18 protein-coding genes are annotated in these 22,365 nt (G+C 61.1%); 10 read left to right on the forward strand and 8 right to left on the reverse strand.

Translation table 11 applies throughout. The features are described from left to right. The first annotated feature begins 2 nt into the window (after positions 1-2). From ACYQ6M_RS23150 to trpS, 4 genes are all read left to right on the forward strand, one after another. Positions 3-374, forward strand: coding sequence for a helix-turn-helix domain-containing protein (locus tag ACYQ6M_RS23150; protein WP_023002387.1), 372 nt, complete (start codon positions 3-5; stop codon positions 372-374). A 171-nt stretch (positions 375-545) separates the two neighbouring features. Further along, positions 546-3,380: a [protein-PII] uridylyltransferase gene (locus ACYQ6M_RS23155; protein WP_023002388.1), complete on the forward strand. Its 2,835-nt coding sequence runs from the start codon at positions 546-548 to the stop codon at positions 3,378-3,380. A 32-nt stretch (positions 3,381-3,412) separates the two neighbouring features. Then, entirely contained in the window at positions 3,413-4,975 is a 1,563-nt protein-coding gene (murJ, locus tag ACYQ6M_RS23160; protein ID WP_062485891.1) for a murein biosynthesis integral membrane protein MurJ, read from the forward strand. Positions 4,976-5,095: 120 nt separating this feature from the next. Beyond that, on the forward strand, positions 5,096-6,175 hold the full coding sequence (trpS, locus tag ACYQ6M_RS23165; RefSeq protein WP_023002390.1) for a tryptophan--tRNA ligase: 1,080 nt from the start codon (positions 5,096-5,098) through the stop codon (positions 6,173-6,175). 687 nt (positions 6,176-6,862) lie between these two features. Here trpS and ACYQ6M_RS23170 read toward each other — a convergent pair. Further along, complete coding sequence (locus tag ACYQ6M_RS23170) at positions 6,863-7,177, reverse strand: cupin domain-containing protein (RefSeq protein WP_460075862.1); 315 nt, start codon at positions 7,175-7,177, stop codon at positions 6,863-6,865. A gap of 138 nt (positions 7,178-7,315) precedes the next feature. On the opposite strand from ACYQ6M_RS23170, the gene ACYQ6M_RS23175 reads away from it, so the two are divergent. The 4 genes from ACYQ6M_RS23175 (at position 7,316) to ACYQ6M_RS23190 (ending at position 14,056) form a co-directional block, all read left to right on the forward strand. After that, positions 7,316-7,732, forward strand: coding sequence for an Lrp/AsnC family transcriptional regulator (locus tag ACYQ6M_RS23175; RefSeq protein WP_158514149.1), 417 nt, complete (start codon positions 7,316-7,318; stop codon positions 7,730-7,732). A 107-nt stretch (positions 7,733-7,839) separates the two neighbouring features. Then, a complete protein-coding gene (locus tag ACYQ6M_RS23180; protein WP_367022094.1) occupies positions 7,840-10,257 on the forward strand; it encodes an ATP-binding protein in 2,418 nt (805 codons plus the stop codon). A gap of 289 nt (positions 10,258-10,546) precedes the next feature. Continuing rightward, positions 10,547-11,485, forward strand: coding sequence for a l-ornithine N(alpha)-acyltransferase (gene olsB, locus ACYQ6M_RS23185; protein ID WP_228932843.1), 939 nt, complete (start codon positions 10,547-10,549; stop codon positions 11,483-11,485). A 327-nt stretch (positions 11,486-11,812) separates the two neighbouring features. After that, the gene (locus ACYQ6M_RS23190) at positions 11,813-14,056 is read left to right on the forward strand and encodes a transglycosylase domain-containing protein (RefSeq protein ID WP_460075864.1); all 2,244 of its coding nucleotides are present in this window, start codon (positions 11,813-11,815) and stop codon (positions 14,054-14,056) included. A 261-nt stretch (positions 14,057-14,317) separates the two neighbouring features. On the opposite strand, the gene ACYQ6M_RS23195 is transcribed toward ACYQ6M_RS23190, so the two are convergent. Beyond that, entirely contained in the window at positions 14,318-14,755 is a 438-nt protein-coding gene (locus ACYQ6M_RS23195; protein ID WP_460075866.1) for a hypothetical protein, read from the reverse strand. Between the two features lie 73 nt (positions 14,756-14,828). Then, positions 14,829-15,662 carry a LysR family transcriptional regulator gene (locus ACYQ6M_RS23200; protein ID WP_460075868.1) on the reverse strand — a complete coding sequence of 278 codons (834 nt, stop codon included), beginning with the start codon at positions 15,660-15,662 and terminating at the stop codon, positions 14,829-14,831. An 87-nt stretch (positions 15,663-15,749) separates the two neighbouring features. Between ACYQ6M_RS23200 and ACYQ6M_RS23205 the strand changes: the two genes are divergently transcribed. Together ACYQ6M_RS23205 and ACYQ6M_RS23210 are read left to right on the forward strand one after the other, a co-directional pair. After that, positions 15,750-16,013 (forward strand): hypothetical protein, encoded by a 264-nt coding sequence (locus ACYQ6M_RS23205; RefSeq protein WP_460075869.1) that lies wholly within the window; start codon positions 15,750-15,752, stop codon positions 16,011-16,013. Beyond that, complete coding sequence (locus ACYQ6M_RS23210; RefSeq protein WP_460075871.1) at positions 16,010-16,894, forward strand: EamA family transporter; 885 nt, start codon at positions 16,010-16,012, stop codon at positions 16,892-16,894. Before ACYQ6M_RS23205 ends, ACYQ6M_RS23210 begins: the two co-directional genes overlap by 4 nt. Positions 16,895-16,904: 10 nt before the next feature. On the opposite strand, the gene ACYQ6M_RS23215 is transcribed toward ACYQ6M_RS23210, so the two are convergent. From ACYQ6M_RS23215 to hemW, 5 genes are all read right to left on the reverse strand, one after another. Next, positions 16,905-17,642, reverse strand: coding sequence for a M48 family metallopeptidase (locus ACYQ6M_RS23215; RefSeq protein ID WP_055660313.1), 738 nt, complete (start codon positions 17,640-17,642; stop codon positions 16,905-16,907). Between the two features lie 210 nt (positions 17,643-17,852). After that, positions 17,853-18,275, reverse strand: coding sequence for a DUF2852 domain-containing protein (locus ACYQ6M_RS23220; protein ID WP_023002401.1), 423 nt, complete (start codon positions 18,273-18,275; stop codon positions 17,853-17,855). A gap of 164 nt (positions 18,276-18,439) precedes the next feature. Then, the gene (locus tag ACYQ6M_RS23225; protein ID WP_031269948.1) at positions 18,440-19,132 is read right to left on the reverse strand and encodes a glycosyltransferase; all 693 of its coding nucleotides are present in this window, start codon (positions 19,130-19,132) and stop codon (positions 18,440-18,442) included. 163 nt (positions 19,133-19,295) lie between these two features. Continuing rightward, positions 19,296-20,924: a polyhydroxyalkanoate depolymerase gene (gene phaZ, locus ACYQ6M_RS23230; RefSeq protein WP_460075873.1), complete on the reverse strand. Its 1,629-nt coding sequence runs from the start codon at positions 20,922-20,924 to the stop codon at positions 19,296-19,298. A 281-nt stretch (positions 20,925-21,205) separates the two neighbouring features. Next, positions 21,206-22,360: a radical SAM family heme chaperone HemW gene (gene hemW / locus ACYQ6M_RS23235; protein ID WP_228872667.1), complete on the reverse strand. Its 1,155-nt coding sequence runs from the start codon at positions 22,358-22,360 to the stop codon at positions 21,206-21,208. Between the last annotated feature and the right edge of the window lie 5 nt (positions 22,361-22,365).

The following is a 22,365-nucleotide window of genomic DNA, read 5'->3' on the forward strand; positions in this document are numbered from 1 at the left end:
CCGTGACCCCACTTGGCGCAAAAATCCGGGAACTCAGGATAAAACGGGATGTGTCGCTGAAGGAAATGGCAGCGGCCTTGTCGGTATCCAGTGCCTATCTGTCCGCGCTGGAACATGGCAAGCGCGGCAAGCCAACCTGGTTTCTGGTGCAGCGAATCATCACCTATTTCAACGTCATCTGGGATGAAGCGGAAGAAATCCAGCGCCTGGCCGAACTGTCCGACCCGCGCGTCACCATCGACACGGCCGGCATGGACCCGAAGGCCACCGAACTTGCCAACCAGCTTGCGTTGAAGATCGGAGGCCTTTCCGAAGAGTCTCTTGCAGCCCTCCTGCACCAACTCCGGGTTGCCGCCGTGAAGGACGGTGTGTGACGACGCATACCCTCGCCAGGTTCAAACCATGGCATGGCGGTGCATTGCTGTTTCTGTACCGCTTGGAACGCAGCCTCTTACGGGTCAGTTCAGGATTTACGTGTCCTTCAACCCCATCCTCTATATAACCTCCAGCAAACCTGCGCCTGCTGAACGGAACACTGGACCAGTATGAAACTCTCCCAGGAAGACCTTGCCGGACTGATCGATGCCGACGACCTGAGAAATCGCCTCACCGCGCTGACCGCCGGCAATGACGGCGACGGTTCGGACATGAAGACCCGCTCGGCTGTTCTTGCGATGCTGAAGCAGGTGGTGAAAGACGCTCGCGGCAAGGCCCAGGCGATGCTGGACGAGGACGGAGGCGGGCTGCTGTGCGCCGGGCGGCTGTCCTATATCCAGGACGAGCTGATCCGCGTGATCTACGATTTCGCCCTGCACCACGTCTACCGGATCAAGAACCCGTCCGCCGCGGAGCGCATGGCCATTGCCGCCGTTGGCGGTTACGGCCGAGGCACACTGGCGCCGGGGTCCGACATCGATCTCCTGTTCGTGCTGCCGTACAAGCAGACCCCCTGGGGCGAACAGGTGGTGGAATATATCCTCTACATGCTCTGGGACCTGGGCTTCAAGGTAGGCCACGCGACCCGCAATATCGATGAATGCATCCGCCTGTCCAAGGCGGACATGACCATCCGCACCGCCATTCTGGAAGCCCGCTACATCTGGGGCGACGAGGCCCTTTTCGAGGAACTCGTCCAGCGTTTCGACAAGGAAGTGGTCGAAGGCACCAGCTCGGAATTCATCGCCGCCAAGCTGCTGGAACGCGATGACCGCCACAAGCGCCAGGGCGCCTCGCGCTACCTGGTCGAGCCGAACATCAAGGAAGGCAAGGGCGGTCTGCGCGATCTCAATACCCTGTTCTGGATCGCCAAGTACCATTACCGGGTCAACAGACAGTCGGAACTGGTCAAGAAAGGCGTTCTGACCCGCTCGGAATATGCGCGGTTCAAGAAGTCTGACGACTTCCTGTGGGCGGTCCGCTGCCACCTGCATTTCCTGACGGGACGGCCGGAAGAGCGCCTGTCCTTCGATGTCCAGCGCGAGATCGCGATCCGGCTCGGCTACACCCAGCACCCGGGCATGAAGGATGTCGAGCGTTTCATGAAGCACTACTTCCTGGTGGCCAAGGATGTCGGCGATCTGACCCGCATCATCTGCGCCGCGCTGGAGGAAGAGCACGTCAAGGAGCCGCGCGGCAAGGGCCTGACCGGCATGATGCGCCGCCTGCGCGCAGGCCGCGTTTCGGCAACCGCCAAGCCCGTTGAAGGGGCGACCGGCTTCGTTGTGGAGAACAACCGCCTGAATGCGGTATCCGACACCGTGTTCGAAACCGATCCGACCAACCTCCTGCGGGTGTTTCAGATCGCGGACAAGCATGACTACAACATGCATCCGCAGCTGACCCGCCTGATGCGGCATTCGCTTAAGCTGGTCGATGGAAGCCTGCGCGCCGACCCTGAAGCGAACCGGCTTTTCCTGTCGATCCTGACCTCCCGGCACGCGCCGGAAAAGACCTTGCGCAAGATGAACGAAACCGGCGTGCTCGGCCGCTTCGTGCCCGAGTTCGGCAAGGTCGTGGCGATGATGCAGTTCAACATGTATCACCACTACACGGTCGACGAGCACCTGATCCGCTCTATCGGTGTGCTGGCCGATATCGAGCGCGGCAACTCCGGCGACGACCATCCGCTGGCAACCGACCTGATCCTGACGTTGCAGAACCGCAAGGTCCTGTTTGTCGCCATGTTCCTGCACGACATCGCCAAGGGCAGGCCGGAAGATCATTCGATCGCCGGCGCCCGGGTCGCGCGCAAGCTGTGCCCGCGTTTCGGACTGAACGACGCGGAAACCGAGACGGTTGCCTGGCTGATCGAGCATCACCTGGACATGAGCACCATTGCCCAGTCGCGCGACCTGTCGGACCGCAAGACGATCACGGATTTCGCCAACACGGTGCAGTCGCTCGAAAGGCTGAAACTGCTCCTGATCCTGACCGTGGCCGACATTCGCGCCGTCGGGCCCGGCGTCTTCAACGGCTGGAAAGGCCAGCTGCTGCGCACGCTGTACTATGCCACCGAACCGCATCTGTCCGGCGGCCACACGAAGATGTCGCATCGCCAGACCATCGACAAGGCCAAGGAAGAGCTCGGCAGCAAGCTGGAGCACTGGTCCGCCAAGGACCGTAATGCCTATCTGAACCGGCATTATCCGGCCTACTGGCTGCGTACGGAGCCGGAGCGGCTGGTCTCCCATGCCGAACTTCTGCACAAGGCCGACAAGGACAAGAGGCAGCTTGCCTTCCAGGTCATCCCACGCGCCTTCGAGGGTGTGACCGAGCTGACGATCATGGCGCCGGACCATCCGCGCCTGCTGTCGATCATTGCCGGGGCCTGCTACACGACCGGTGCCAATATCGTTGACGCACAGATCGACACCACCACGGACGGCTACGCGCTGGACACGATCTTCATCGGCCGGGAACTGCCGGACGACGAAGACGAAAAGCGCCGCGGCGAGCGGATTGCCAAGCTGATCGAGACCACGCTGCGCGGCGAAGAGCGGCTTCCGGAGCCCGTTTCCAAGAAGACCGGCGTCAAGGGCCGCATGAAGGCCTTCAAGGTGGCGAGCGAAGTGCTGGTCAACAACGCGCTGTCTGACGATTACACGGTTCTGGAAATTTCCGGTCTCGACCGGCCAGGCCTGCTCTACGACCTGACGCGCTCCATCGCGACGCTCAATCTGAACATCGGTTCGGCCCATATCTCGACCTTCGGCGAGAAAGTGGTCGACGTTTTCTACGTCACCGATCTCACCGGACAGAAAATTGCCAACATCGGGCGTCAGGAAATCATCCGTGAGCGCCTTGCCAATGCGGTCGACGGCCATGTGGAACTCGATCCGGCAGCTCCGGCAACCCGCAAGGTTCAGCGGCAGGCTTCATAAGTGCATACCTTCCTCTTCGGAGTCCTTCCGGCATGAGTCTCGTCCGCAATTTCGCAACCGTCGGCAGCGCGACCCTGCTGAGCCGCCTGCTCGGCTTCGTTCGCGACGTGCTTCTGGCCGCCGTCGTCGGGGCCGGTCCGGTTGCCGATGCCTTTGTGGTGGCCTTCCGTCTGCCCAACCTGTTCCGCCGGCTGTTTGCCGAAGGCGCCTTCAACTCCGCCTTCATCCCGCTGTTCGGGCGAACGGTCGAGGAAGAGGGCGATGCGGGCGCCAAGCGGTTCGCCGGGGAAATTGGCGCAGCGCTGCTGTTCTGCCTGCTGGTGCTGACTGCTTTTGCACAAATCTTCATGCCGCTGGTGGTGTGGGCACTGGCACCGGGTTTCGTGGAAGACCCTACCAAGTACGACCTGACAGTTCTGATGTCGCGGATCGCGTTTCCCTATCTGATCTTCATGTCGATGCTTGCCTTCATCGGCGGCATTCTCAACACCTATCAGCGCTTTGCCGCCGCTGCCTTCGCACCGGTGATGCTGAACGTGGTGATGAGCGCCGTTCTGGGTGCCGTGCTTTATCTCGGTATCAAGGACGACACGGCGCTCGGGGTCATTCTGGCCATCGGCGTCACCGTTGGCGGGATCGTGCAGTTGATCGTCGTCCTCATCGACCTGAAGCGCCTCGGCTTCAAGATCCCCGTCTTCCGCCCGCGCTATACCAAATCGGCCAAACGCCTGCTGATGCTTGGCATTCCGGGCGTCGTTGCCGGCGGCGTCACCCAGATCAACATTGCCGTCGGCCAGATCATCGCCTCCATGCAGGAAGGCGCCAATGCGCTGCTCTATTTCGCTGACCGGCTCTACCAGTTGCCGCTCGGGGTGATCGGTATCGCCATTGGCGTGGTGCTTTTACCCAGCCTGACGCGGCAACTGCGCGCCGGGCAGATGGGCGCTTACCAGCATAGCCTCAACCGCGCACTGGAGTTCTCACTGGTGCTGACCCTGCCGGCCGCGGTTGCCCTGGCGGTCATACCGCAGGAAATCGTCTCGGTGCTGTTCCAGCGGGTCCGCTTCGATGCCGCCGCCGTGGAAGGCACGGCTGCAGCCCTGACGGCATTTGCCTTTGGCCTGCCCGCCTTTGTGCTCAACAAGGTGTTTTCGCCCGGTTATTTCGCGCGGGAAGACACCAAGACGCCGATGATCTTTGCCGTTGTCGGCATGGTCGTGAACGTCGGCCTCTCGATCGCGCTGTTTCCCATGCTCCAGCATGTGGGCATCGCGCTGGCCACAACGCTGGCTGGCTGGGTGAACACCGGCCTCCTGATCATCGTTCTGTGGCGACGGGGCCATTTCCAGCCCGATTTCAAGCTTCTCCGGCGGCTGTCGCTGGTGGTGCTCGCCAGCCTGCTGATGGGGGTCGCGGTGCATTTTGCTGCCATCTACATGGCCTCCTGGCTATCGGCGCCGTGGCTGGCGGTGCGTGCGGGCAGTCTCGTTCTGCTCGTGCTCGTCGGCATGGTCACCTTTGCCGTCTTCACCCAGCTCAGCGGCGGATCCGACCTTGTCGGCATGCTGAAAGCGTTGAGACGGCGCAACACCTGACCGCGAAACGCCGGCGCACGCCGTTTCCAGCTTGCATGCATAACGGACCGGGCTTAAACCCGGCCCGCCCAAACATTCATAGCGCCCTTCCAACCGGCCGCACCATCAAAGGGATTTGAAATGGCGGAGTTCCAGCCCCGTGTCTTTTCCGGCGTCCAGCCGACAGGCAACCTGCATCTTGGCAACTACCTGGGCGCCGTTTCGCGCTGGGTTCCGTTGCAGGATCAGATGCCGACGATCTTCTGCGTCGTCGACAGCCATGCCATCACGGCAGGGTTTCCGGATCCGCACGAGCTTGCCCAGGCAACCCGTGAAGTGACCGCTGCCTATATGGCCGCCGGCATCGATCCGAAGAAATCGATCATCTTCAACCAGAGCCAGGTTCGCGAACACACCGAACTTGCCTGGATCTTCAACTGCGTGGCGCGCATGGGCTGGCTCAATCGCATGACCCAGTTCAAGGAAAAGGCCGGCAAGAACAAGGAAAACGCTTCCGTTGGCCTGTTCGCCTATCCGAACCTGATGGCTGCCGACATCCTGGCTTACCGTGCGACCCATGTTCCGGTCGGCGACGACCAGAAGCAGCACCTGGAACTGACCCGCGACATCGCCGCCAAGTTCAACAACGACTTTGCGGACCGGATCAAGGAACTGGATATCGGCATCGAGAACCCGACGCCGTCTCCGGAACTGCCGGAATATCTCTATTTCCCGATGACCGAGCCGATGATCGCCGGCCCGGCTACCCGGATCATGTCGCTGCGCGACGGCACCAAGAAGATGTCGAAGTCCGATCCGTCGGACCTGTCGCGCATCAACCTGACGGACGACGCGGACTCGATCTCCAAGAAGATCAAGAAAGCCAAGACCGATCCAGACGCGCTGCCGAGCGAAACCGGCGGCCTGGAAGGCCGTCCGGAAGCAGACAACCTGGTCGGCATCTATGCCGCCCTGAGCGGCGCGACCAAGGCCGACGTCCTGAAGGAATACGGCGGTCAGCAGTTCTCGGCCTTCAAGCCGGCCCTGTCCGACCTGGCGGTGGCGAAACTCTCGCCGATGACCGACGAAATGCGCCGCCTGATGGACGACAAGGCGCAGATCGACGCCATCCTGAAGGAAGGCGCCGAAAAGGCCTCCGCCATCGCCGAACCGGTGCTGAAGGACGTTCGCAAGATCATCGGTTTCCTCGACGTCCGGTAAACAGACGCGACAACAACCTGATCCTGAAAGCCCGGCAGGTTTCTGCCGGGTTTTTTGTTTGGGTAACCGCAATCCGCAACGTTCCACCTTACACCGTTGCGCCTTGCCCGGAAAAAAGCGGAGATCCGTCTCATCCCCTGGCAGGTCGTCATCCCATGGCTCGACCATGGGATCCATGCCGATACGCCGCAAAGAGAAAAGGCCTTGCCGTGAGCAAAGGTTACGGCAAGGCAACTTGTCATCCCCGCACAGGCAGGGATCCAGTATCCAGCTGATTTGCGATTATTCGCCTCGGACGACACGGCGTAATGGATCCCGGTCTTGCCGCGTTGCGTCAAACCGGGATGACAAATCATGGAAGCTCGTGGGAGCCGGTCCTGACGACAGCAAATGCTGAATCCCGCGCTTCGCTACGCATTGCCCGGGATGAAAAGACAGGCCTTTTTCCCCTTCCTCAATTCCGTCATCCCATGGCTCGACCATGGGATCCATGCCGATACGCCGCAAATCGGCAAAGCTTTGCGGTGGGCGAAGGTCAGGGGATGGATCGCAGGGTCAAGCCCTGCAATGACGAGCGAGCGGCGAGGACGAGACTGTTCGATGATCTACCCACGCGGCCGGCAGGAACTTGCCAGCTGAGTCAGGCAGCAGGCTTGCTCCCGCCGCCCGGTTCCGTGATCTACACTGTCAAACGCTATCCTTGCGCTCGACAACGAGCACTCTTGCCTCTCCGACCGGGTGGGCCACATGGGCATCGCCGTCGCTGGCGAAGAAGATCTGTCCTTCGGTCAGGCGTTGAACCTTCTCGGTTTCGGCCTCGCGGTAGTGCATGTCGACAGTGCCCGACAGAACCACGAAGACTTCCGGACCGTCGTTGACGTGCCATTTGTAGGGCTTGTCCGTCCAGTGCAGGCGGACCGTGATGCCGTCCAGTTCACCGATCAGACGTGACCCCCAGGCTCTTTCCGCCGTAAAGCTGCTTGTATCGAGATGGAAATCCATGAAACTCTCCCGCTGCAAAATCACTCAAGGGTGGTATCGCGGACAGGCTCTCGTTTCTTCCGGCATTTTGACCGGTTCGGCCGGTCAATTGCCGGTGAACGCAGGCAGTTCGACACACAGGACAATGACAGAAGACCCATGGATTCAATCGACCGGACCTTGCTGCAACTGCTGGAAGCCGACAGCCGGACACCTGTGAAAACGCTGGCAGCCCATGTCGGCCTGGCCCGGTCGAGCGTTCAGGCCCGGGTCCGGAAGCTGGAAGAAACCGGCGTCATTCGCGCCTACACTATCCGGATCAGCGATCCGGAGCCGGCCGAAATCGAAGCCTATCTGTGGATCCGGACGGGTTCGGCGACCTGTGCGGCGATTGCGCCGGTGGTTTCGAAATTCGAGGAGGTTCTCCAGTGCCGCTCGATTTCCGGTGACAGGGACATGGTTCTGCTGGTGCGCGCCCGGACGCTGGAGAGCCTCGCCGAGCTTCGCAACCGTATTGCTGCCCTTGATGGAATTGCCAATGTCGAGACCCATCCGGTGCTGAAAGACTGGATATGAACGCGGCGCGAAATTCCCGATTTACTTTTTTTGTCAGGCAATGAAACGGTTTCTCAAAGTTTACAACGCACTCTCAAGGCAACAGGATCTTGTAGAGAGTAGTTATCTTGGTCAGTCAAAACAGCGAACGCGCCGTCAATGCCGCGCCAGAAGCCGATGACACGCAGGACAAATTCTTTGCCGAAGAGCAAAAGCTTTCCTCTGCGGACACCGTAACTACAGACGAATATTCTTCCAGCGTCACGAAACCCCTCGACGAGGAGGACGTCGGTCCCGAAGTCGGCCCAGGCCGCCGGGCCACCGACGCGCCCGTCTCCGCGCCTGCCAAATCGCTGCAGCATCTTGCCCTGGCGGGCATGATCATCGGCCTTGCCGCCGGTTTCATCATGGTTTCCAGCGACAGCCTGAACCGGTTTCTCGGTCTTGGTCTGACCTTCTTTGCCGGCGGGCTGGCTGTCTGGCGGCTGTTTGCCGACGACATGCAGCGCTCGGTGCAGGCGTTACAGGTGAAGGATGACAAGATCCGCCGCCTGATGGCACGCTGCGAGGAACTGGAAGACCGCGCCTGGGAACTTGGCGAATCCGACGAACGTCACGCCAGCATCCTGGCAACGCTTGGCGATGTCGTCGTCCGGCGCGACCAGGACGGCACCATCACCTATGTGAACTCGGCTGCAGACGATGTGTTCGGGCTCGGACATGCCTTGCAGCCGGGCGCAACCCTGCATCTGCCGCTGCTTGAGGAAGTGGGCTTTGAAAGCGCCGTCACGCAGGCCCTGGACAAGACGACCCCGGGCATGGGCTTTCAGGATCTCCACATCGACACCGCACAGGGCCCGCGCTGGTTCTCACGTATCGACATTCCGGTGCGCGACACCACGACGGATCGCCAGCTGGTGCAGACCGTTCTGCGCGACGTGACCGAGCGGCGCCTGATCGAAGAAGAACTGCTGGCTGCCCGTCATTCCGCCGAAAGCTCCAACGAGGCGAAGTCCCGCTTTCTCGCGACCGTCAGCCACGAGATCCGTACGCCGCTCAACGGCGTGCTCGGCATGGCCGCGCTCCTGCGCGACACCCGCCTGACCAAGGAACAGAGCGCCTATATCGAGGCGCTGGAAACCTCCGGCGAAACATTGCTGCTCCTGATCGATGAAGTGCTCGACTTTTCCAAGGTGGAGGCCGGCAAGCTCGACATTCAGGCTGCCCCGGTTCGGGTTGGCGCCCTGGTGGAAAGCGTCGTTGAACTGCTTGCCCCGAAAGCCCACGCCAAGTCGCTTGAAATCGGCTCCATGCTTGACCCGAACCTGCCGGAAGAGGTGACGCTGGACGCCACCCGTGTCCGCCAGATCCTCTACAATCTCATCGGCAACGGCATCAAGTTCACCGATGAGGGCGGCGTTGCCGTCGAACTGACAGGGCGCCCCAATCCGGACGGTGGCGGTTTTCTGGATATCGACGTGCGCGACAGTGGCATCGGCTTTGACGAACAGGAGGCCGAGCGGCTGTTTCAGGAATTCGAGCAGGTCGACCATGGCCCGGCGCGCAAGTTCGGCGGCACCGGCCTCGGTCTGGCCATCGCCCAGCGGCTTGCCGGCCTGATGGGTGGCGAAATTGCCGCGCAGCCCTCCGAAGACGGCGGCGCGCAGTTCCGCGTGTCCTTGCCGATCCCCGAATCCCTTGTTGCCGACACGGATCCACGCCTGGCCAAGCTTGAGGGCCGCAGGATCGTGTTCGTCAGCACCAGCCAGATCGAATGCCCGCTGCTGGCCAGACGGCTGCAATATCACGCTGCCAATGTTTCCGTGCATGCACCGGGCAGTTCGGATCTCGATGCCGCGCTGGCCGAGGCCGATCTACTTGTTGTCGACAACGGCGCCCTGTCCGACAGCGGCGGCTGGCTGGCCTCTGCCCGCCTGACCGGATGCAAGGCTCCTGCCGTCGTTATGATCGCCCCGCCGGAGCGCGAGCGCCTGGAACATCTGCGCGAAGCCGGGTATGCCGCCTATCTGATCCGCCCGGTGCGGATCGAGACCCTGGTCCAGATCTTTTCCGGCCTGCTGGACGACGACGGCATGGAACACGCCTGGGACGCAAGCGCGGAGCCCGTCAGCAACGGCTTCCTGCCGAACCGCTACAAGGTTCCGGCCCGGCCGCTGCGCCTGCTCGTGGCCGAAGACAACGACATCAACCGCCTTTTGAGCGAAGCCATGCTGCGCAAGCTCGGCCATGTGCCGGTGATGGTGATCGACGGCGAAAAGGCCGTCGAGGAAGCCGCCAGCGGCGCTTATGACGCAATTCTTATGGACCTGCACATGCCAGGCCTCGACGGGTTCCAGGCCATTCGCCAGATCCGGTCCGACGAACAGGCCGCCGGCCGGGCCAATGTACCGGTGCTGATCGTGACCGCCGATGTCATGAAGGATGCAAGGGACAAGGCGACCGAAGTGGGCGCTGCCGGCTATCTGACGAAACCGCTTTCCGTGGAAGCGATTTCCGACGCATTGGCCGAAATCAGCCGCGCCTGACGCAGCGAACTTTCCCTGTCGCGACAGCCGGAAGTGGAAACGCTTCCACCGGCGCTCGTAGAAATTCACAAAGCCGCAAGAGTGGGCTAAGCTTGCACGTGGAAAACACGGCGCAAAAAACCGAGTGTCATCCAGCTGTCGGAATAGTATGTTCTACGGCAGGCTTGAAGCACACTGACCGGGTTCGGACGTAATGTTCCGGCGAAGGTAATTCGGCAAGTGAAACAGACGAGAACCTGTGAAACATGTCAGTGCGCCATAAGGAATACACGAGGGTGGAATGTCCATAATGCGCCAAGGGCTTTTTTCTCCCAGGAAACTGGTCAGGAAATTCACACCGGCAATGCGTCCGGACGCCAACCTCCCCAACGCGCAGCGCATCGGGCCAGCGCTGCAGACCCCGGTCAAGACCGGCGAAACGCTCGGCCGGATCGGATCCCTGGAAGTGCGGATGGCCCGCAACTTCAAGGAAGTTAAAAAGGCACAACGCCTGCGCTATGACGTTTTCTACGAGGAAATGTCAGCCATTGCCGATGCGCATACGCTGGCAACCCGCCGTGATGCCGACCCCTTCGACGCCTATTGCGATCACCTGCTCGTGGTCGACCACGACTTGCAGAAGCGCAACAAGCTGGGCCGCCTGAAGCCTGAAATCGTCGGCACCTACCGGATCCTGCGCCAGGAAATCGCCGATCAGCATGCCGGTTTCTATACCGCCGCCGAATACGACATCCAGTCGCTGATCGACGCAAACCCGGGCAAGCGCTTCATGGAACTCGGCCGGTCCTGCGTTCTGAAGCCTTACCGCAACAAGAAGACCGTCGAGCTCCTGTGGCATGGCATCTGGTCCTATGTTCTGCGCCACAACATCGATGTCATGCTCGGCTGTGCCTCGATCGAAGGCACCAATCCGGATGCCATCGCCGGCCAGCTCGCCTTCCTGCATCACAATGCCCGCGCCCCGGAAGAATGGCGCGTGCGCGCGGTGGAAGACAGATACGTCGAAATGAACCGCATGCCGGCCGATGAACTCAATTCCAAGGAAGCGCTGCGGGCCCTGCCCCCGCTTGTGAAGGGCTATCTGCGCCTCGGCGCGTTCATCGGCGACGGGGCGGTGATCGATCACCAGTTCGGCACGACGGATGTACTGATCATCATGCCGGTGTCCGAACTGAACACGCGCTACGTCAATTATTACGGCGCCGACGCAAGCCGCTATTCCAGCTAGCTCCGGCGATTGCTGCCAAGCTTTCCTTCGTCCTCCCGGCCAGGCGTGACCCCTAGCCGGGATCGCGGAGGCACAAGCCTTTGCATTTTTCCTGCGTTTGAGCGGCTATCAGTTCCCGATGCTGCGGGTTTGCTGCCTTTTGTGCGGGATGGATATCGAGCTAGTGCGCGCCGCCTGTAGCTGATCATCCCGTCGTCTTGCCCGTGCAAAAGCCCGTAGCCTTAACGCCCCCTTAAATCGCCGCAATTTAAGCTCATCTCCGGGGAAACCGGCGTTTGCCGGATAACGCCAACCCTGGTTGGTACGGAGTTAGGGGACGAAGGATCAATGGCGCCTCGGGCGAAACGCCAGCCGCGTGTTGAACCGACATTCGGAGATTCAGGCAGCAGCCTGCTCGACCTGCGCTTGAGCCCGCAGGACCGTCCCGCTGCGCCTTCTTCCAAGTCGTCCGGCAAGGGCAAGACCCGCAAGGCTCCGGCCAAGAAAAAACCCGCTTCCTCCACCCGCAAGACGGCCAAGAACGGCAATGGCCGAGGCAACGGAAGGGGCGGCGGCCGGTCCGGCGCCAAGCGGCGCAAGGCCAAACGCAAGAACAGGTTCCAGGCACCGACTGCCTTCGGCCGCCTTCTCAAGCGCGGCTTCTACTGGAGCATGGTGCTCGGCATCTGGGGCACCATCGCCGTTGTCTGCCTGGTCGGCTATTACGCCGCCTTTCTGCCGCCGACCTCCGAATGGCAGGTTCCGGCGCGACCGCCCAACGTCAAGATTGTCGCCGCCAATGGCGAATTGCTGGCAAACCGCGGAGACACCGGCGGCGAGGCCGTGCGCCTGGAGCAATTGCCGCCCTATCTGCCCAATGCCGTCATCGCCATCGAGGACCGGCGCTTCCGCTCCCATTTCGGTGTCGACCCGGTCGGTCTTGCCCGCGCCGTCTACACCAACTTCACCTCCGGCCGCCTGCAGCAGGGCGGCTCGACGCTGACCCAGCAGCTTGCCAAGAACCTGTTCCTGGAACAGGACCGGACGATCAAGCGCAAGATCCAGGAACTGGTGCTCGCCTTCTGGCTGGAGGCCGAATATTCCAAGGACGAGATCCTGGAAATGTACCTGAACCGGGTCTATCTCGGCTCCGGCGCCTATGGCGTGGATGCAGCTGCCCGCAGGTACTTCGGCAAATCGGCACGGCTTCTGACCATTCCGGAAGCTGCCACCATCGCAGGCCTGCTCAAGGCGCCATCGCGCTATTCGCCCGCCCGCAATCCGGACCTCGCAGAAGACCGCGCCCAGCTTGTGCTCGCTGCCATGAACGAGGAAGGCTACATCACGGGCGATGAAGCCAAGAACGCCCTGGCCGCGCCCGCCAAGGTGGTGCGCCGCTACACCACCGCCAGCGAGAACTATGCCGCCGACTGGGTGATGGACGTGCTGCCGCATTTCATCGGCTCGATCGAAACCGACATCGTGGTCGACACCACCATCGACCCGAAGATGCAGCGGGCTGCCGAACAGGCGCTGCGCAGCGCCCTGAAGGAAAACCGAGAGAAATACGGCGTTTCCCAGGGAGCTGTCGTGACGCTGGACACCGCGGGCGCCGTGAAGGCGCTGGTTGGCGGGGCCGATTATTCCAAGAGCCAGTTCAACCGCGCAGCCTATGCCAAGCGGCAGCCGGGCTCGTCCTTCAAGCCGTTCGTCTATCTGGCCGCGCTTGAAAACGGCCTTTCACCCCAGACGATCCGCCAAGACCAGCCGGTCCGGTTCGGCAACTGGTCGCCCCAGAACTATTCCAAGGACTACTACGGCCCGGTGACGCTGACACGAGCGCTCAGCCTGTCGCTGAACACAGTGGCCGCGCAGCTGACTTACGAGGTTGGCGCGGGAACCGTTGCCGACACGGCCAAACGGCTGGGTGTCACCTCGGAAATGAAGAACAACCTGTCGATCGCGCTCGGCACCTCCGAAGTCACGCCGCTGGAAATCGCCGGTGCCTATGTGCCGTTCTCCAACGGAGGCTATGGCGTGCTCCCCCATGTGATCCGGCGGATCAAGACCGTGGACGGCAAGACGCTCTATTCCCGCTCCGGCGATGGCCGCGGCCGCGTCATTGACCGCCGTCTGGTCGGCGAAATGAACATGATGATGTCGGAAACCCTGGTAACCGGCACGGGCCGCAAGGCACGGCTGGAAAGCGGGCGTCCCGCCGGGGGCAAGACCGGCACCAGCCAGGATTTCCGTGACGCCTGGTTCATCGGCTATACGGGCAATCTGACCACCGCCGTCTGGTTCGGCAATGACGACAACTCACCGACGCGCAAGGCGTCCGGCGGGGGGCTACCCGCCACTGTCTGGAAAGAGGTTATGGATGCCTCCCACGAGGGCCTGCCCGTGGCAGACCTGCCAGGCGTGCCGGATGTACCGGCAACCGTCTCCGCCCCGCGCAAGCCCGGCCCGGTGGAGACCGTCGGCTCCGGCAGTGAGCCTATACCGCCAGCCCCCATTGGTGGCGGCGGCGAAGGCAACGGCGAACGCCGCGGCCCGTTGAACCTGCTGCGCAATCTGTTTGGTGGCGGCTGATCCGGGCACTGCTGTTCACGGCTCATAAGGCCGTGTTTGAGGCTTCAGCCGGTGGAACTGCGCGTTCCGACCGTGTGTGTGCAGCCCATCCTTCGAGACAGGCTTTCAGCCTTCCTCAGGATGAGGTTCACTATGTTGATCTTCCCTGGCCTTCAACACACATCTTTCTCATCCTGAGGAAGGCCAGAGGCCTGTCTCGAAGGATGGGCCACTTGCTCCATTTCTCAGAAATACCTGCGACACATATCCGTTAATTCCACCTCAGCACTGATGGCTGTAGGTGAATACCAGCGTGTCGGTAGTGTAGCGGCCGGTAGGGCGGCACTGGTTGAAGACTTCACGGGTGCCGGTGACAGTGACCTGAAGCTGGTCGCCGCGCACCGGGCCTTCGACGAAATATTCCAGCGGTGAACCCGGACAGTATTTGGAAAACACCCGGGCGGTGCCGGAATACCAGTTGCCGTTCTTGGCGCCGTTGAAGAGCAGCGTGCCGCGCTGGACACCAGCGTTGCGCAGGACCGGTTTCGGCACTTCATAGGACAGCCATCGCTGATTGCCCTGCGCCTGCAGCCGCATGAGCGAGCCATTGTGGTTCCAGCAGCTGTCGGCCATCGCCTGACCGGAGAATGTCAGTCCCGGCAGGGTAAGGCCCAGCAAGGCTGGCGCCACGACTTTGATCGGATATCTCAAGCTTTTCATGCTGCATCTCCCAGCTTCCCCTGGGGAATCGAAGCAGATTCTCCCGTGTTTGCAACTGGTTTTGCCCAGCCGCTTATCCTTTTGCCTCCAGAAGCTCCTGCAGGCCTTCGCGCACATAAGGCAGGTATGTTTCCCCCACCGGCGTTCCGGCGACGATGCGAAGTTCCAGGTGTGGCAGGGCAGGCAGCGAGGTGACTGTGGGCAGGTCGGCGGCATGGAACCCGGCGAGGGCCGGAGCCACGGCGATGCCGGCACGGACAGCCGCCTCGATGACGACAAGGCCGGACACGGTGGCCTTGGTCGTCCATTTCACGGCGCTCGTGTCCAGCGCGGCAATGGCGGCATCGCGCATGGCGCATCTGTCGGCATAGACCGCAAGCGGCAGGGCATTTTTCGATGTTGAAAGCGGCGCGCTGCCGAGCCAGACAAGCGGCACGCTGGCAACAAGGTCACCGGTCCGGGACCGCTGGGGCGACACCACGATGACAAGATCGTACCGGGAGCCGAGACTTGCCAGAAGCATCTGCGAGGAGTGGGTTTCCAGATCGAGAGAGCAGGGCTCCGGGCCGTCTTCCAGCGCTCTCAAGACAGGCACGAGGCCATAAGCGGCAATGTCGTCCGTTGCGCCAATGCGCAGGTATGGCAGCACCGAAGCCCCGCGCGCGGCAGATACCGCCTCGCGGTGCCGGGCCAGCAGGCTGCAGGCATGGCTGTAGAAGGTCTGTCCTGCCGGAGTCATCTCGACCGAACGGGTGGAGCGGTTGAACAATTGAACACCGAGTTCGGCTTCCAGGCCCTTTATCTGCTGGCTGACGGCAGACTGGGTGCGTCCGACATCCTCGCCGGCGGCACGGAAACTCTGCCGGTCACAGACGGCGACGAAGGTACGCAGGACATGCTCATCCATTGAGTAATTTTTCTTTTCAATAAGTCCAGAACAATTAATTTCACAATAGGATCAATGGCTGGCTATGTCCATTTGAGGAGACAAGCCATGACACACATCCAGACAAATGACGAAAAACGGGTCTGCTTCGATTTCGAGATCGATTTCTCGAACGGTGGCGGCATTCAGGGGCAGGGCTTCCGGCTCGATATCCCCGGAGAGACCATCTCGGACGACGAACTTGCAGACTACATTGTGCGCGACATGCGCCTGTTGATGGTCGGCGAGGTGCGTATCCTCAACAAGACGATCATTACCGAAGCGCACAAGCGCCAAGCAGCGGCGGAAGGCCGGAGGGAGACCCGGCCTTGAAGGGACGAGACATTTTGCTCGCGCTTGTTGTGGTGTCGGTCTGGGGGTTCAATTTCGTGGTGATCAAGATCGGTCTGCAGGAACTGCCGCCAATCCTGTTTGCCGCGTTGCGCTTTGCCCTGGCAGCTTTTCCGGCCGTCCTTTTCCTGAAGCGGCCGCGCACGTCGATGAAGCTGGTCGTCCTGTTCGGCCTGTTCATGTTCGCGCTGCAGTTCGGACTTCTGTTTGCCGGCATGCACCTTGGAATACCAGCAGGACTGGCCTCGCTTGTGCTGCAGGTTCATGTGTTCATCACGATAGCACTGGCCGTTGCCTTTCTGGGTGAAACGGCCAGTCCGGCGCAGATTGCCGGAGCCACGCTGGCGACCGCAGGCCTTGGCCTGGTGGCATTCAACCTGACGGGCAGCACAACACTGACCGGGCTTGGTCTGGTCGTTCTGGCCGCCTGTTCCTGGGCTATCGCCAATCTCGTTACCAAGCGCATCGGCACCGTTGATCTGCTGTCGCTGGTTGCCTGGGGCAGCCTTGTGGCCCCGCTGCCGCTGTTGCTGCTATCGGCCTTCGTCGAGGGTCTCGACGTCTACCGGCAGGTCCATGAAACCGTTTCGTGGCAGGGGCTGTTTGCTCTGTTCTACATCGTCTACCCGACGACCTTGCTGGGCTTTTCGGTGTGGAGCGGCCTTCTGGCAAGATATCCGGCGGCGACCGTGGCGCCCTTCACCCTGCTGGTACCGATCGTAGGCATGCTCGCAGCCGCCCTTGTTCTGGGCGAACCCCTGGAGCCGTGGAAACTGGGCGCGGCTGCGCTGGTGGTGTCGGGTCTTTGCGTCAACCTGTTCGGTTGGCCGTCTGCAGCGCGCCTGCGTCGGACGGGTGGCTAGGAAGGCAATTTCAGCCGTATCCGTGCAGGCGAACCCCGTTCTGCTTCAGCCAGACGCGAGCCTTCGGTGTTTGCGGGGCAAGCTGTTCGCACAGGCGCCAGAAGCGCGCCGAATGGTTCATTTCCTTCAGGTGCGCCACCTCGTGGGCCGCGACATAATCGAGGATTTCCGTTGGTGCCAGAATGAGCCGCCAGGAAAAGGAAAGTCGTCCGTTGGAGGCGCAGGACCCCCAGCGGCTGGTGGTGTCGCGAATGCTGATGGCCGCGACCTTCTTGCCGATGGTTGCGGCGTGGAGTGTTGTGCGGGCCGAGAGGTCCGCCCGGGCCTGTTCCTTCAGCCAGGTGGTGACCTTGCGCGGGATGTGGTCTTCAGCCCCCGGCACGAACAGCGCCGGCAAACCAGCGTCGTTCCGGCCAAGGGTAATCAACCCGCGCAGCTTGCCGGTTGGCACGATGACGTGATCCTCACCGCGCAGGGGCACGATTTCCCCGGGCAGAAACGTGACGTGGTCCGCCCTGTCCTGCAGACGCTCTATCAGCCAGTCGATGTGCTGGCGCGCGAACCGCTCGGCACGGGCAAGATCGCCGCCCTTGGGGACGGTCAGCACCGGACCGGACCTGTCGGCCGGCAGACGCAGAAGATACCGCTGCGCGCGCGGATTGGCCTTGAGGCGGATGCGCACGGCACTGGCACCGGTCTGGATCTCGATATGGTCGGGCAGCGTTTTCTTGCCGGCGCGGAGAAACATCAAGGGCGAAGGTCCATCGAATCAGTTGTTCCGATTTTAGCGAATTTGCGAGCGATTTCGCGGCAATTCTAAAGGGGGGAGATTGATTGAGATTCCGGCTTTCTGAAGGCCGGCTGCAATTCTGGCTGTTCTGAAACGGACAAGAGCGGCGCCTTTTCAGGCGCCGCTCTTGGTCTGGCCGTCGGGGAACGGGTCCGGGAGGAGGAGACTTTACAGCGGTGTGGCTTCGTCGCCAGTGCTGCGGCCCCGGTTGGCCATGAAGCGGTCGAATTCTTCCTGATCGCGCGCGCGGCGCAATTCACGAAGGAAATCATCGAACTCGGCGCGCATGGTGTCGAGCTTGGCACGCTCTTCTTCCAGTCGCTTCAGTTCGCGCTCGCGATAGTCGTCAAATGCGACGTTGCCCGTGCGGGCATAGGCAGTCGTATTCATCTGCTCGAAGGCTCCCTTCAGCGGGCTGCCCCGCCACTGATCTTTCGCATCGCGGAGCATGCCTTCAAAGCGGTCGCCCCACAAAATGTAGGCAAGCATGGCAAGGCCAAGCGGCCAGAATGCCACGAAACCCAGCACCATCAGGCCGATAGTTACCGGCGTCCAGGCAGGTTTGATCATGCAACTTTTGGCTGTTGTCATCGTCCTATCCATTTCAGACATCCACGACTTTCCAAGTGGGGACGATTGCAGGCTCCTTCAAGGATTCGTGACAGGGATCACAGAATTCCCACAACGAAAAACCCGGCCTGCAAAGTTGCGGACCGGGCCTACTTCATTGATTTATATGTAAAATGCGAAACGGATCAGTCAAATGGGCCGTCGATCACATGTTGCGCCGAATAGTTCGCCAGGAGCTTCTCGCGGTGCCATTCAGCCGCCATCGGCGCGTTGGCGTATTCGTGGAAGCAGGGCGTGCCGAGCGTGAAGTGAAGAAGTTTCGCGTCGGGGTTGGGCCCGAATTCATCCGGCAGCCAGTTCCATTCCTTCGGCAGCTCGCCAACAAGCTCGTCGTCCAGCCAGGTGAACCGGTGCAGTTGCGCACCGGTGGCATTCATCACGAAGTCGGGCGTTACCACCTTGTTGGCCGGGTGACCGCAGTTCCACAACACCACGCTGGACCAGTTCTTGCGCGGGTAGTTCTCGTTTTTCGAGCCGAGATACTTGGTGGTCTGCCGGGTCTGATAGTCATGGTGGACACACATGACCGCCTTGCTCTCGTCGCGCATGGCGAACAGCTTGGCAATGTCGTCCCGCACGATCATGTCGCCGTCCATGAACAGTGCCCAGCCGTTGTAGTTCATCAGGCTCGGGATCAGGAAGCGGGTGTAGATGAAGTGATTGGACCCGTCGGTATGCGTCTCGTTGTAGGTCTTCAAATTGTGCAGCGACAGCGGCGTAATCGCCAGCACGTCGCTCGAAAGCCGGGTCAGGCTGTTGGCGCAAACATGATAGGCAATCGCTTCACGCGGATCGAAACCAATAAAAATATTGAGCACTACTGAAACCTCCGGCCTCGCTGTCTGACCGGCACTTGTATTGGGCCGAAAGGCCAGAATCAATAGCAGCAGGCTGCCTGCCGCCAGAAACCGGACTTTTTGGGACAAGTTAAAGGCACGCGGCCAAAGGCACCCATGGTGGGTGCCTTCACCGATGCTTGTTTCAGCTCACCGTTTCGGAAAGCTGGCGAGCCTGCTCGATCCAGTTGTCCCGGGCGATACGGCCACGGAAATCCAGCTTGGTGTCCAGGGCCTCGATCTGCTCTTCCGTCAGGCCGGCGATTTGCCAGAAGTGGAAGATACCGGCTTCGTTGAGAGCCGATTCCAGTTTCGGGCCGACACCGCTAATCGATTTCAGATCATCCGCGGCACCGTCCGGCTTGGTCAGCAGGATGCTCTCCAGCGAATTGCCGCTGCTCTTTGCAGCCGGTTTGGCCTTGGCAGGCGCAGGCGCTGCTTTCACGGCCGGTGCGGCAGCTGCTTTCGCAGCCGGTGCGGCGGCAGCCGCAGGAGCCGGAGCAGCGGCCTTGGCGACCGGAGCCTTGGCGGCAGACTTGCGCAGGTCCGTACGGTTGGAGCGGATGAAATCCATGACCCGCGGCGCGATCTCGGACCGCCAGCGCGATCCGTTGAAAACGCCGTAGTGGCCGACATTCGGCTGCTCGTAATGCGCTTTCATGTCGTCGTCCAGACTGGTGCAGAGCTTATGCGCCGCCTTGGTCTGGCCCCGGCCGGTGATGTCGTCCTTCTCGCCTTCAACGGTCAGAAGGGCCGTACGGGTAATCTTGCCGCAATCGACCAGACGGCCATTGTGCATCATGGTGCCGTTCGGCAGCGCGTGCTCGATAAACACCGTTTCGACGGTCTGCAGATAGAATTCGGCCGTCAGGTCCATGACGGCGAGATATTCGTCATAGAAGTCGCGGTGTTTTTCGGCGTTGTCGCCGTCGCCTTCCACCAGATGCTGGAAGAAGTCCCTATGCGCGGTCACGTGACGGTCGAGGTTCATGCTCATGAACCCGGAAAGCTGCAGGAAGCCCGGATAAACGTCCCGCATGAAACCCGGATGCGGGAAGGGAACCTTCATGACGACGTTGTTCTTGAACCAGTCGATACCCTTGGAAACCGCCAGGTCGTTGACCGCCGTCGGCGCCACGCGGGTGTCGATCGGTCCGCCCATCAGCGTCATCGTGGAGGGTACATAGGGGTCTTCGCGGTCTTCCATGACAGCGACGGCTGCCAGCACCGGCACGGACGGCTGGCACACGCCCAGAATGTGCGTGTCCGGCCCGAGGAAGTGCAGCATCGAGATGATATAATCGATATAATCATCAAGATCGAACTTGCCTTCCTGCACGGGAACCATGCGGGCATCGATCCAGTCGGTGATGTAGACATCCGCATTCGGCATCAGTGCTTCCACCGTACCGCGGAGCAACGTGGCGTAGTGGCCGGACATCGGCGCGACGATCAGGATCTTCGGATCGTTGCGGTGCGTCGTGACCCCGCGTTCGAAGTGGATCAGGTCGCAGAACGGACGGCTCCAGACGCTGACTTCACGTACAGGAACGCGCACACCGCTTACGGTGGTTTCCTTGAGACCGAACTCCGGCTTGCCGTAGCGGCGCGTCGTGCGTTCAAGCACCTCGCAGCCGGCAGCGATCGAACGGCCATAGCTGGTATGAGTCAGCGGATTCAGCGGGTTCTGGAAGTAGAGCCGGGTCATGTCGGCCAAAGCTCTGAAGGGCGCCATCGCGGCGTGGTTCAGTTCGTAAAGGTGGTAAAACGGCAAAGACGTCTCTCCTTTGCTGAACCAATTGGTGCCGGCCCCATTGGCATTGTTCGTAAACATTTTTTTCGGCCCGTCTCTTCTTACACCATCTATTGCATTGCAACAGGATAGCTATGCCTGTTGCAGCCCGCAATACTTCTAATTGGTATGTGAATACGCGCCTAAGTGCTCAGGATCGCGGCGAAAGACATTTTCGCACCAAATCACTGTGCAATGCAAAAGACCCAATAGAACATTTAAATCAATTTGGTAGCATTATATTAACGGCGTTCCAGAACGGCTCAGGCGGCCAGATCTGCGACCACTGCATCGAGCACGAAAAAACCTTCACGGGTTGCGCGAATGCGGTTTTCCCCGATTTCTTCCACCATGCCATGCTCGATCAAGGCTGCCAGACGAAGCGGATCAATGGAGCGGCTCGCATAACGCTCGTAGCGTTTCAGGTCGATCCCCTCGGTCAGCCGTAGTCCCATGAGCAGGAATTCGTCGCCCTGCTCCTCTTCGGAAAGACCGGCGTTTTCGGTCAATGCATGACCGTGGCTTTCGACATTTTCCAGCCAGGTTTCCGGATGGCGCTCGGTCGCGGTCGCAAGCTTGCTGACACCCACCGTGATGCGCCCATGGGCACCGGGCCCGACGCCAACATAATCGCCGTAGCGCCAGTAGACGAGGTTATGCCGGCATTCGGCGCCCGGACGGGCGTGGTTGGAGACTTCATATGCGGGCAGACCGGCAGCAGCGGTGACATCCTGCGTCAGTTCATAGAATTCGGCGCCGAGATCCTGATCCGGCATCTTCAGCTTGCCGGCGTGAAACAGCGTGTGGAAGGGCGTGCCTTCCTCGATCGTGAGCTGGTAGAGTGACAGGTGATCGGCGGCGAGCGCGATGGCCTCGTTCAGTTCCTGTTCCCAACCGGCCAGTGTCTGACCCGGCCGGGCATAGATAAGGTCGAACGACAGGCGCGGGAAGGTTGCCCGCGCGGTTTCGATGGCGGTGCGGGCCGTGCGCGCATCATGCAGGCGGCCAAGCAGTCTCAGATCCGTATCGATGAGCGACTGCACACCCAGCGAGACCCGGTTGACACCTGCTGCCCGGTAACCGCGAAAGCGCTCGGCCTCGACCGACGAAGGATTGGCCTCCAGCGAGATTTCGACGTTCTCATCCATCGACCAGCGATCGGAAACCGCCTTCAGGATACGGTCGACCGTCGCCGGTTCCATGAGCGAAGGCGTGCCGCCGCCCAGGAACACGGATTGAACCGTCCTGCCCTTCGTCAAATCGGCGAAATGAGAGAGTTCCCGTTCGAACGCGGCCGCGAAACGGGCCTGGTCGACCGGCTGGTGACGGACATGGGAGTTGAAGTCGCAATAAGGGCATTTGGCTGCGCAGAACGGCCAATGAATATAAATGCCGAAGCCTCCTTCGGCTGCCCCCACACCTG

The sequence above is a fragment of the Roseibium sp. ROS1 genome (assembly GCF_054658215.1).